This is a genomic window from Rickettsia sp., from assembly GCF_965035265.1.
In genome coordinates, this window is record NZ_CBCDJS010000040.1 from 1 (window position 1) to 11,511 (window position 11,511).

Here is an 11,511-nt window from a genome sequence, read left to right on the forward strand (position 1 = left end):
ATTCTAATACTATCTTGGTCTTTTCTTCGGCACTGAAATTCCGAAACTGTTTCTTAGTCATTCTTACCTCTTAAGTTATTTGGTCTATTCTAACTTATTACCAAGCAAACCTAACTATTTTTTTGTTCAGTTTTTTCAGGCTATTATAGTCGTAGACTGCGTGGCAATCCAGAAAAATAATAAAAATACTAATAATTTAGTATTTTAAACTGGATCCCGCGATCAAGCCGCGGGATGACAAAGGGAGAATTGATCCACGCAACAATGTCCAGCAAAGGTAGACAATGACAAGTATGAGAGATATTAATAAGATAAAGCTGTAACTATTTAGCTATAGGTAAACTATTTTCTGCTTGATTTTCTTCAATTTCATTAATCTTAGAAACTAAATCAGATTTCTTTTTTGAGGAAAGGTTGGCAAGTACTATTGCATTTATTAAAAATAATACCGTAAGTATTATTGTGCTTTTAGTAAGAAAATTACCGACTGTTTTAGCGCTGACTACTCCCATATTATTACCGCCGCTTATACTACTAATTCCGTCCGATCCGCTACGCTGCATCAGAATAACTATAATTAGCAATATGGCAATAGTAATATGTACGAAGAGAAGTATGTCTATCATATAAGAAAATAATCATTACTGTATTTGAATGTAAACTATACACTAATTTTATATTATTTGCAACTTAGCTATAGAAAGCACTAAGCTTTAGGCATATAGCGGTGCAGACTAGTGTACGATTTGCTAACCACAGCTACAAAAAGGCAGTATATAAGCGATACTTTTTTTATGCAACAAAATTTACAAGCAATATAAAAATTTATTCTCAAAGGGTGGGGGCGAGTTGTCCCCGTCCTTATTCAACACTTTCTACACCGCTAAAAACATCCTATGTGATTAACCGGCAGGAGGCGTATAGATTTCTAAACTCATTAATCCGGCTAAAATAAGCTCCTCATCATTATTAGTAATTGCATCATAGATTAAATCAGGGCTTAGTAGCTTACTATCTATGGCAACTTGTAGCAATTTTTTTGAATGATTTAAAAGTGGCTTGTCGTAAATTGTTTCTTTTACTGCACACGTTACTACTGCATTTTTATTTAGTTGTGCTAATATAATTTCGTTAAGTTTATCTTCTACATCTACAAGTTTGCCTCTTGTAACTATTCCTGTAGTAAGTTCTTTCAGACTAGCCGTTATTTTTTCTATATCATACGTATTTGTTAAGCTTGATACTTCGTTTATTATTTTATTTATAATATTTTGCATTTCTGCTTTATTGCTGCTTATATTATTTTCTACGTTAATATTTACCTTTTCTACTATTTGTTTAAATATATTTAACTTATCTATACGTATACCCTCATTTATTATAGCTTGCTGTTTTATTGTCTTCTCAATTTCATCTTCTAAATCAACCAACATTCCTCTAGTTATTTTATTACTGTTCATAATGCTTTGTATATTGTTAGCTATATTTTGTAAGTTAATTTGATTTTTCTCTAACTTTTGTATTTTATTAAGTATATTATTTTGTATTATATTCGTATTAATAGTACCGGCATTTTCTAACTTATCGATCATTTTTGTTAGTAAATCGTAAATATCTTCTTCCAAAGCCATAAGACTTACAAGAGCTGTATCTTGTTTTTCTGCTGCTTTAGGTAAATCTTTTATATCTAGCTGGTTATTCTCATTATTTGTTACTGAAGCTTCTTGTTTCAGTTTCAGACTTTGCTTCTGTTCTTCATATTTCTTTTCGGCTTTTGCTTTATTTTCCTTGTATAAAGGTTTTGTACTAATTTTTATTGCTGCTTTATATTTTTCTATTGCTTCACTGTATTTTTCTTGATGGCATAAATCATTACCCTCTGCATTTAAGTTTTCTGCTTTTTTCTCTACAGTAGTTTTATTTCTTTGTAAATATTCATCAATTGTTTTTAATATCGTTGTATCTCCTATTTTGTTGAAAGAAAGATTAAGCGACGTTAAAGAGTTATTAGCTTTAAGTGCTTCGGCGATTAACCTTGCTCCCTCATCTTCTATTTCGTTAACAAAAAGATTAAGCTCCGTTAAAGAGTTATTAGCTTTAAGTGCTTCGGCGATTAACCTTGCTCCTTCATATCCTATTTTGTTATGAGAAAGAATAAGCTTAGTTAAAGTGTTATTAGTTTTAAGTGCTTCAGTAATTAACTTTAATCCCTCAGCTCCTATTCCACCAAGATTAAGTTGAGTTAAAAAGTTATTATCTTTAAGTATTTCAGCGATTAACTTTGCTCCCTTAACTCCTATTCCTTTACCCGCAAGCTCAAGCGATGTAACACCATTTCTTAAAAAATCAGCTTGCATGTTAAATCTTTTTTTTCTTAAAAACTCTATCAAATCCCCACGCGATGTTTTTATTGTCGTTACTTCTTGTAGATTTCCTTTAAACATAATTATTTCCTTATTAAATTCTATAAATCTTAATATTTTGTTAGAAATGAGCTATAGACAGAATCATAATAAAGAGTTTTAAGAATGCAATAGAAATTTAATTAGAAGTATTAATAGATGAGTTGAGGTTGATTTAAGAAGAATACAAAGTTAGTTTTTTTATAATATTTAAAATTCGGGATTTAAAAGAGATTTGATGCAAAAATTAGATGTTTTGGAACATAAAAGGAGCATATGAATTTTAAGAAATTTTTGAAAAGCCTTGAAACCCTTATAGGAACTGGTGCTACTAGGGGGAATTGAACCCCCGACCTCTTCATTACCAATGAAGTGCTCTACCCCTGAGCTATAGTAGCAAGACTGTTAGATATTTTTAAACGAAAATTAATAAGATTTTTGCGGTAATAGTTGTTCCTATTTCAAAAAAATCTTATAATTTATAGTTAAAAAGAGCAAAAATAGATTAATTTTATTTTCCCTCATACAGTCTAAAACTTTATTTCAAACTCTTTTTGCCACATATTTGTTATTAAATCAAGAAAAATTTTTAAATTCGTTATATTGATTTACAAGAAAGTATTTATTAGACCTCTTGCATAATGTAATTAATAAAGAGGAATTTAAAGGATACACGGAACGCAGCACCACAGCGTACACACTAGTACGTGAGGATGCGAGTACCGGACAACGTATAAATTACCCTTAGAAGCAAGTTATGCAATAGGTCTATTCCTGATTTCCATTCGCTCCACTTACATGTACTTCATACGGAGGTGCTACAGTACTTGAAAATACATCAATTTCATTAGCATATTCTGCAAATTCTTTATGTAAATAATCACTTAAAACCTTTAGTGTTTTTTCTTTGGTTTGGCATGCTAATATCATCTTATTATTTTGTACTAACTTTTGTAATTGATTTATTTCTTCTGCAGTAGCAAGCCTCATGTCCAAACAGCCGTTTTCTTCTCGTTGTAGCAGGTCAGTCGTTACAGTCGTAGTAACTCTATGGCATGTACCGAATAAGTCTATATCTATTCTTGAAATTGCCTCATCACTAGTTACTTTTTCAACAGCTTTGGCGTGGTTGATATTACCCTGTGGAATGCTGGCAAAAACTAATCCATTGTTAGTTATTTTATATTCATAACCATAGTAAGAACTCTTGGGGGTAAAGACTACAATTTTATCATTAAATTCAACAAGGTTTGCAGGTTTTGTAATTTTTTTCATATTTTATCTAAACTTCTATTTTTGTAAAAAGCTAAGGCAATCAATGCAAAAATACAGCTTAATATGATGTAATAAACTGCCGAGGTTACATGACCTGTTTTTTGTACTAAATATTCAAAAACAAGAGGCGTAGTACCGCCGAAAATACTTGTAGCAGTGTTATATGAAATAGAAAGAGCGGTATTACGTATATTTGTAGGGTAAAATTCTGCTTGCAATGCCGGTTCAGGACCGATATAGCTAGCGGCAAGTATAGCGAGTATAAATTGTGAGATAATTACGTACGTAAAGTCACCGTTCTCAAAATTATTAAGTAAAAACGGTGTCGTTACAATAATTATTATAAGATTAATTACAAAAATTTTCCTGCGACCTATAATATCGGATATATAACCGCTTAATAAAGTTACGGCTATCATAATCACGTAACATACGCTAGCAAGGCTATTTACCTCATTTTCGGTAAAGTTACGGCTGATTTTTAAAAACGATACCAAGTAAATTGTAGTTAGGTAAAATATTATCGAACCGGGAGCATTAATAAAAATCGAAATTAATATATCAAACCAATGATTGGTAATAACTTTTTTTAACGGTGACTGTAAAATCTTTTTCTGCTCTCTTAGATTTTTAAAATTCGGTGTTTCTTGGGTATGTTTTTTAATATAAAATGCTGCAAAAAGAATAAAAAAACCAAGTAAAAAAGGTATTCTCCAGCCAAAATTATCAAACTGCTCGGCAGTTAAAATATTTTTGACGATATAAGAAACAAAAGAACCAAGTAACAAACCAGAGCATATACTAGACATTGAGATACTACCGGTGAAGCCTCGGTGTTTAGGGCTAGTATGCTCAATAACAAAGGAAATAGAACCGGTCAAAGCCCCTCCCATCGATAATCCTTGCAGAATTCTAACCGCAATCATTAATATAGTAGCAGTGATACCGATAGTATGATAGGTCGGTAATATTCCGATTAATACGGTTGGAGCAGACATACAAAATAATGCACTAGTTAAGGCTACTTTTCGTCCAAATCTATCGCCTATAACACCAAAAAATACCCCCCCCAAAGGTCTTGCTAAATAGCCTATAGCAAAAACTAAAAAAGCTTGTAGTAAAGAAGTATTAGCATCATCATTCGGGAAAAATTTAGCTCCTATTATTGGTGCAAAATAACCGAATAATACATAATCGTACCATTCAAAAGTATTGGCGATACCGCTTGAAAATACTAGTTTACTTCGATTCATGTTTTCTGCCCATGGCTTTTTTCTCGGAATATATTATAAACAAAGTTGCAGGAATTATTATTATTGCTCCGTGTAATGTACTTTTATCAGGAAATTCATTAAATATGAAATATGCAGCTATTGCCGAAATTACCAGCTCTAAATATCTATAAGGAGCAGTAGCCGTAGCATCTACCATGGAAAAAGCTTTAAGCAGGAAGAATAATATTAAGCTTCCACTACTACCGAGTATAAATAATAAAGCTAATTCAAAACTACTCGGAGTTAGCCAATACTGAGATGCTACGGGTAGCGATACTACGGCAGTTACTATTGCTGAATAAAATAACATGCTAATCATTGATTCTTTTACTACAAATTTTTTATTGATAATATCGAGCATAGCAAATGAAATAGCCGCTAATACAAAATACAAAATTTCAGGATTAAAATCCTCGGTATGCGGTTTAAGCGTGATAACAAGTCCTATAAATCCTACTATAGTTACTACCCATCTTTGCCAAATAATATTTTCGTTCAGAAAAAATACGGCAAGTATTAAAGTAAATAAAGGTATAGAAAAACTTACTACTGTTGCAGTAGTAACAGGAGCAATAGTAAGACCGTAAGTCCATGAAGTCATACCGAAAAATAATAATAATCCTCTTAATATATGGACAAAAGGACGACTTGTTTTTAAGGTATTTTTACCGTAATAAGCAACAAAAGGTAATAAGACTATGCTACTGAAAAAAAAGCGAAAAAAAGCTACTTCAAAGCTATGTAAACGAGTTCCAAGATATTTAGACATCACATCATTGGCACTACTACTTACTAAGCTAAGTAAAAACCAGCCTATACCGGTTAAATATGTTTTTAATGTATCATTCATTAATATATACTCTATATAATTTTACTAAGAAGTTATCTGGATAGGTTATTTTAAGTGATAATTACAGAATTTTTATAGCAAAAATTAATAAGATTTTTGCCGGAATAGTTGTTCCTATTTCAAAAAAATTTTATAATTTGCAGCAAAAAAGAATTTAATTAGCTTTAAAATATTTTTACAGAAACCTCTTAAATATCTTGACTTTTAGCATGAAAGGCTTTTATCTTCTATAGATTAGAATAAAAAGTTTATATAATAATACAGTAATCAATTTTAAGCAAGTAAAGGTTATAATTTATGACAAGAATAATTAAAAAAATAGGGATAGTTCTGTTTGTATCATGTGTGAGCATTAGCAGTTTTGCTAAAAGCATGTATGATGATATAGATTCTGCTCCGGACTATGATAGTACACCATATTACGAAAACGAAGGAAGTTTGGTTTTCAAGGTACGTTTAGGAGGTGTTTTTTCGGACGCTAAACAAAAAGGACTACCTACTCCTACAGCTCCTCAACCCGTTCCAGTGGGAGCAATTGCAAAAAACGGCTATGGCGGTGATGCCTCTACTACTATATTCTTTAATAATTACTTAGCTACTGAATTATCGCTTGGTTTTAATGTTTTACGCACTAAGTATACATCTCTTGCAAGTGTTGCTCATAATTATGGCATTGATAATGTCGAACTAGGAAAAAACAAGCCTATTTATATGATTCCTGCAACAATTACCGGACAGTTTCATATAGCTCCTTACGGGGGAATAAGACCGTATATAGGCGTAGGTTATCACGGTTCTTATATGCTTACTCAAGCTACCGGTCTTAAAATTAGAAACGGACACGGTGCAGTAGGACAAATAGGTATAGATTTTTATGCTAAAGATGATACTTTAGTCAATATTGACGTAAGACAATTTTTCTTAAATCCTAAACTTGAATATAAACCAAATTTAGTAGGTAATAAAACCGTGACCTCTAAAGTTAAACTTAATCCTTTAATAGTTTCCGTAGGTATAGGATTTAATTTTTAGAGAATATACGACTCCCCTTATGTCATTCCCGCGAAAGCGGGAATCCAGTAAAACATATAAAAACAAGTTTTTATATGTTTATTTTATCAAATATGTAATTTTTGTATTATAGGTTGTTTTTGCTAGATTCCCGCTTTCGCGGGAATGACACAAGAAAACGGGAATAACATAAAAATAAGTAATCCACCCATGTCCTTACAGATTATCCAGTTATTATACTTAGTTGCAGCTGTTTGTTTTATTCTATCGTTAAAATTTTTATCATCGCAAAAACAAGCACGTTTAGGTAGTACTGTAGGTATTTTGGGGATGGCGATAGCAGTCGGCGTTACTTTTTTCCTACCGGATTTTACTCATAAATTACCCATTATAATCACTATATTATTGGGCGGTGTAATCGGAGGGATTATCGCTCTTAAAATCTCCATGACGGCAATGCCTCAATTAGTTGCAGGATTTCACTCTTTTGTCGGTCTTGCTGCGGTATTTGTAGCTTACGCTACGATACTTGCTCCTGAAAATTTTTCTATAGGAATAGCAGGCAGCTTACCGATTAATTCATTAATCGAAATATCAGTAGGCGTTTCTATAGGTGCTTTAACTTTTAGCGGTTCGGTTATAGCTTTTCTAAAACTACAAGGTTTAATGAAAAGTAGCCCGTTAAAATTCTACGGTCAGCAATATATATGCTTATTAACGGCAATAATATTAGTTCTTCTGATAATATTATTTATTCGTTCAGAGAATATATTTTTATTTAATCTAATAGTCTTTTTATCGCTGTTAATAGGAGTATTACTAATAATACCGGTAGGCGGTGCAGATATGCCGGTTATAGTATCTATGTTAAATTCATATTCAGGTTTTGCGGCAGCCGGTATTGGCTTTACGCTTAGTAATAGCCTACTTATTATTACCGGAGCCTTGGTCGGCAGTAGCGGGGCTATACTTAGCTATATAATGTGTAAAGCTATGAACCGCTCATTAATCAAGGTTATTTTTGGAGCATTTTTACCTGCCCCTGTAGGAATTAACAAAGATTTAGATGACGATAAAGTAGCAAAAACAAGCTGTCCTGAAGATGCGGCACATTTACTACTTAATGCATCATCGGTGATAATTGTCCCCGGTTACGGTATGGCAGTAGCCCAGTCTCAGCATATCATAAAAGAGATGGTTGATATATTAGAACGTTCAGATATTAATGTACGTTTTGCCGTACATCCGGTAGCAGGTAGAATGCCGGGACATATGAATGTTTTACTTGCAGAAGCTAATATAGATTATGAGAAGGTACTTGAGCTTGAAGAAATTAATAGAGATTTCGCTACTACTGACGTAGTACTTGTGATTGGGGCAAATGACGTAACTAATCCTGCAGCTAAAAATGATCCAAACAGCCCAATTTACGGTATGCCGGTACTCGATGTCGAAAAAGCACGTACGATTTTGTTTATTAAACGCTCTATGGCATCAGGATATGCAGGTATAGAAAATGAACTATTTTATCACGATAATACTTTTATGTTATTCGGCGATGCTAAGAAAGTAGTTGAGGAGATCGTTAAGTTTCTAAATGAAGATTGACTTAAATAACTCTATTTGTTATAACTTCTTAAATTAAGCCAAAAAACAATTATCATGAATTCGCAAAAAACATTACCGCTTCTGCCAAAAGCCACGGCTATGTGGTTAATTGAAAATACTTCTTTAACTTTTAAGCAAATTGCCGATTTTTGTGGTATTCATGAATTTGAAATAAAAGGTATGGCTGACGGTGAAGTAGCACAATCTATAAAAGGTTTAAATCCAATTGCAAACGGTCAATTAACTTTAGAGGAAATTGAACGTTGCAGTAAAGATCCTAATACTAGTTTGCAAATTTCATATAGCCCTGCTGATGAATTGATGAAAAATCAGAAAAAACAGCGTGCTAAATACACTCCTATAGCAAGACGTCAAGATAAACCGGATGCTATATATTGGTTATTGTCTAATTATCCAAATATCCAGGATCATCAAATAATTAAACTAATAGGTACTACTAAAACTACTATCGATGCTATCAGAACCCGTAGCCATTGGAATATGAATTCTATTCGTCCTCGTGATCCCGTATTACTTGGAATCTGTAGTCAAATAGACTTGAATAAAATAGTAGAAAGCCTAAAGCCTCCACAAAATCCTACAAAAGAATCATAAAATTATACTAACTTCTATTAGCTCACTTCTAGGTCTTGTTGCATGGCTCAAAAAACGCATTCTATGTCAGTCCCGCATGGCATTGTTGCGTAGATATCTTAATTGTCATTGCGAGGAGCGAAGAGCGTTGTTGCATGGATCGTTTTATGTCATTCCTGCGAAAGCAGGAATCCACAAAAAAGTATAAATATAACAAGTTTTTAAAACTAAAAGCTCGATTTATCTCGCTTTATAGTGGATTCCTGCTTTCGCAGGAATGACATCGAGTAGATTTTTCGATCCACGAAACAATGCCTTTCTCGCAAGCGGAATTTTTTTATGGATTAAAAAAGTGGATTAATAGACTGCATAACCTATTGTTATAAAGAGGAATTTGAAAGATACACGTAGCCTCAACCCACAGCGTACATACTAGTTACGTGAGGATTTGAGTACCGAATTGAAAATTACCTTTAGAAATAGGTTATGCAGTCTATTGCCTAATAAGTCGTTTATCGCTAGGTAAAGTGTAATTTTGATCTAGAGAGCGATAGGGACAAATATCAATCCCACCACGCCTAGTATATACTATATAAATAGAAAGGAATTCAGGATTTATAGCATTTTTAATGTCTGTAAAAATACGCTCGGCACACTGCTCTGCAAACTCATTAAAATTTCTAAAAGATATTAGATATTTCAGGAAAGAATCATGTTTTAATTTTTTTCCTTTATATTTTATAACGATTGTACCCCAATCCGGTTGACCGGTTACTAAGCAATTTGATTTTAGTAAATTAGAATTAATCTCTTCTTCTACCAAAACATCCTCATACTCAATTAAACTATTATCTGGTGGACCGTAATTATTGCATTCTATATCTAAATCATCGATATTTTTACCGCTTGGAACACCAAACTCTATTTTTGTATTTATTGGTAATATTTTGCCTAATATTTTAGCTTGTAGGGCATTACTTAAATCTTGTAAAATTATTCTTTCCAATTCTTCCATAGAATCGACTATAAAATTGTTGAAAGAATTCAAGTATAATTTAAGAGATTTTGATTCTACAATATTGGGAGAAGTTACAGGTATATAAAAAGTGCCTACTCCAACACATGGCTTACCTTTATTATTAAGCCAAGACAATTCATATGTATTCCAAATATCTACACCGTAAAATGGTAGATTATTACCGTTTATTCCGAGTTCGTTTCGATTATTTATACGTGGAATTTTAAATAACAAAGTTGCATCATAACTATCTTTATAAGTACTTTTTTTACCAAGTAAAGAAGCAGATAAAGGCATTATTTATGCTCCTTGTGCTAAAATTTCTTTTTGTTGTAATTCATCATATTCTTTTAGCATATAACCACGCCCCCATACCGTATCGACATAATCTCTACCACCGGCAGCATCGCTTAATTTTTTACGAAGCTTACAGATAAATACGTCAATAATTTTCATTTCCGGTTCGTCGACACTGCTATATAAGTGATTTAAGAACATTTCTTTAGTTAAGATAGTTCCTCTTCGAAGTATTAATAGCTCTAAAATAGCATATTCTTTGTTTGTCAAATGTACTTTTTTGCTGTCGACTTCTACAGTTCTAGTATCTAGGTTTACGCTAACCTTATCAAATCTAAATACTGATGCTGCATGCCCTTTAGAACGTCTAACTATAGCTTTAATTCTAGCAATTAATTCCTCTCTTACAAACGGCTTGGTTAGATAATCATCAGCTCCGGAAGAGAACCCGGTAATTTTTTGATCCGTATCTGTCAAGCTAGATAAAATTAAGATTGGAGTTTTTATTTTGGCAGCACGCAATCTTAGTAATATCTCAAAACCATTAATATCAGGTAACATAAGATCTAAAATCACTAGATCATAACCACCAACCTTGCCAAGTCTTAAACCTTCTACACCAACTGAAGCTTTATCGCAAACTATCCCCTCTGAAGCTAAAGTCAACTCAATTAAGTTAGCCATTTCCGACTCGTCTTCAATTAACAAAACTCTCATTATTTTTCTCCATAAAATTCATTTTTTATATTGTGCTATAATTTAATTACAGTTAATTATTGTTAACTAAATTATAATTTTTTATCTAGTGCTTTATACATTCATTAATCACATAAGTAAAGAATATTTAATCAAATTGATAAAATTTTTACTATTAAGCTCTATCTGTGATTTAAAAACCATGGCGTTTAAAACGAAATTTATTAAATAATTAAATGATTTTCTTAGTTTTGATGCTCCGACATTTTCTTATGATATAAGGCACCAAAATCTATAGGATCAATCATTAAAGGCTGGAATCCTGCATCTTGAGTACAACTAGCTATAATTTTTCTAGCAAACGGAAATATCATTGCCGGACAATGAACGGATAATAAAATCGGATGTTGTTCAGTATCAATATTAATTAAATTAAATACTCCAGCATATTTTAATTCTATCTGAAATAATTTATATTTTTCATTT

At 32.2% G+C, this 11,511-nt stretch carries 11 protein-coding genes, 1 tRNA gene and 1 pseudogene; 4 read left to right on the forward strand and 9 right to left on the reverse strand.

Translation table 11 applies throughout. From position 1 onward, the window contains the following. Positions 1–323 precede the first annotated feature (323 nt). The 3 genes from secG to AC1Z7D_RS03705 form a co-directional block, all read right to left on the reverse strand. Entirely contained in the window at positions 324–626 is a 303-nt protein-coding gene (gene secG, locus AC1Z7D_RS03695) for a preprotein translocase subunit SecG (RefSeq protein WP_482602080.1), read from the reverse strand. A 276-nt stretch (positions 627–902) separates the two neighbouring features. Then, on the reverse strand, positions 903–2,444 hold the full coding sequence (locus AC1Z7D_RS03700; RefSeq protein ID WP_482602082.1) for a hypothetical protein: 1,542 nt from the start codon (positions 2,442–2,444) through the stop codon (positions 903–905). Between the two features lie 281 nt (positions 2,445–2,725). Continuing rightward, positions 2,726–2,800 (reverse strand) — tRNA-Thr (locus AC1Z7D_RS03705). A 236-nt stretch (positions 2,801–3,036) separates the two neighbouring features. Here AC1Z7D_RS03705 and AC1Z7D_RS03710 point away from each other — a divergent pair. After that, positions 3,037–3,164: pseudogene (locus tag AC1Z7D_RS03710) on the forward strand (palindromic element RPE1 domain-containing protein); the annotation flags it as partial. Between the two features lie 6 nt (positions 3,165–3,170). On the opposite strand, the gene AC1Z7D_RS03715 reads toward AC1Z7D_RS03710, so the two are convergent. The 3 genes from AC1Z7D_RS03715 to AC1Z7D_RS03725 all read right to left on the reverse strand — a co-directional run bounded on the left by AC1Z7D_RS03715 (position 3,171) and on the right by AC1Z7D_RS03725 (position 5,801). Further along, positions 3,171–3,392, reverse strand: coding sequence for a hypothetical protein (locus tag AC1Z7D_RS03715; protein WP_482602098.1), 222 nt, complete (start codon positions 3,390–3,392; stop codon positions 3,171–3,173). Between the two features lie 281 nt (positions 3,393–3,673). After that, positions 3,674–4,930 (reverse strand): MFS transporter, encoded by a 1,257-nt coding sequence (locus AC1Z7D_RS03720; protein WP_482602084.1) that lies wholly within the window; start codon positions 4,928–4,930, stop codon positions 3,674–3,676. Continuing rightward, complete coding sequence (locus AC1Z7D_RS03725) at positions 4,917–5,801, reverse strand: DMT family transporter (protein WP_482602086.1); 885 nt, start codon at positions 5,799–5,801, stop codon at positions 4,917–4,919. Before AC1Z7D_RS03725 ends, AC1Z7D_RS03720 begins: the two co-directional genes overlap by 14 nt. Before the next feature lie 297 nt (positions 5,802–6,098). Between AC1Z7D_RS03725 and AC1Z7D_RS03730 the strand changes: the two genes are divergently transcribed. The 3 genes from AC1Z7D_RS03730 (at position 6,099) to AC1Z7D_RS03740 (ending at position 9,035) form a co-directional block, all read left to right on the forward strand. Continuing rightward, on the forward strand, positions 6,099–6,833 hold the full coding sequence (locus AC1Z7D_RS03730) for an OmpW family outer membrane protein (protein WP_482602088.1): 735 nt from the start codon (positions 6,099–6,101) through the stop codon (positions 6,831–6,833). Between the two features lie 189 nt (positions 6,834–7,022). Continuing rightward, a complete protein-coding gene (locus AC1Z7D_RS03735) occupies positions 7,023–8,420 on the forward strand; it encodes an NAD(P)(+) transhydrogenase (Re/Si-specific) subunit beta (RefSeq protein ID WP_482602100.1) in 1,398 nt (465 codons plus the stop codon). Positions 8,421–8,474: 54 nt separating this feature from the next. Continuing rightward, positions 8,475–9,035, forward strand: coding sequence for a cell cycle transcriptional regulator TrcR (locus AC1Z7D_RS03740; RefSeq protein ID WP_482602090.1), 561 nt, complete (start codon positions 8,475–8,477; stop codon positions 9,033–9,035). A 472-nt stretch (positions 9,036–9,507) separates the two neighbouring features. Here AC1Z7D_RS03740 and queF read toward each other — a convergent pair whose 3' ends face one another. The 3 genes from queF to secB all read right to left on the reverse strand — a co-directional run. Further along, positions 9,508–10,329, reverse strand: a complete 822-nt coding sequence (queF, locus tag AC1Z7D_RS03745; RefSeq protein ID WP_482602092.1) for an NADPH-dependent 7-cyano-7-deazaguanine reductase QueF — start codon at positions 10,327–10,329, stop codon at positions 9,508–9,510. A 3-nt stretch (positions 10,330–10,332) separates the two neighbouring features. Further along, on the reverse strand, positions 10,333–11,046 hold the full coding sequence (gene ctrA, locus AC1Z7D_RS03750) for a response regulator transcription factor CtrA (protein WP_482602094.1): 714 nt from the start codon (positions 11,044–11,046) through the stop codon (positions 10,333–10,335). A gap of 224 nt (positions 11,047–11,270) precedes the next feature. Further along, positions 11,271–11,511: protein-export chaperone SecB (gene secB, locus AC1Z7D_RS03755; protein WP_482602096.1), on the reverse strand; the 241-nt coding region annotated here is incomplete at its 5' end.

Bases quoted from the DNA above. Each gene is read 5' to 3' on its own strand.
- secG (WP_482602080.1), bottom strand. From the start codon at position 626: ATGATAGACATACTTCTCTTCGTACATATTACTATTGCCATATTGCTA.
- AC1Z7D_RS03700 (WP_482602082.1), bottom strand. From the start codon at position 2,444: ATGTTTAAAGGAAATCTACAAGAAGTAACGACAATAAAAACATCGCGT.
- AC1Z7D_RS03715 (WP_482602098.1), bottom strand. From the start codon at position 3,392: ATGAGGCTTGCTACTGCAGAAGAAATAAATCAATTACAAAAGTTAGTA.
- AC1Z7D_RS03720 (WP_482602084.1), bottom strand. From the start codon at position 4,930: ATGAATCGAAGTAAACTAGTATTTTCAAGCGGTATCGCCAATACTTTT.
- AC1Z7D_RS03725 (WP_482602086.1), bottom strand. From the start codon at position 5,801: ATGAATGATACATTAAAAACATATTTAACCGGTATAGGCTGGTTTTTA.
- AC1Z7D_RS03730 (WP_482602088.1), top strand. From the start codon at position 6,099: ATGACAAGAATAATTAAAAAAATAGGGATAGTTCTGTTTGTATCATGT.
- AC1Z7D_RS03735 (WP_482602100.1), top strand. From the start codon at position 7,023: ATGTCCTTACAGATTATCCAGTTATTATACTTAGTTGCAGCTGTTTGT.
- AC1Z7D_RS03740 (WP_482602090.1), top strand. From the start codon at position 8,475: ATGAATTCGCAAAAAACATTACCGCTTCTGCCAAAAGCCACGGCTATG.
- queF (WP_482602092.1), bottom strand. From the start codon at position 10,329: ATGCCTTTATCTGCTTCTTTACTTGGTAAAAAAAGTACTTATAAAGAT.
- ctrA (WP_482602094.1), bottom strand. From the start codon at position 11,046: ATGAGAGTTTTGTTAATTGAAGACGAGTCGGAAATGGCTAACTTAATT.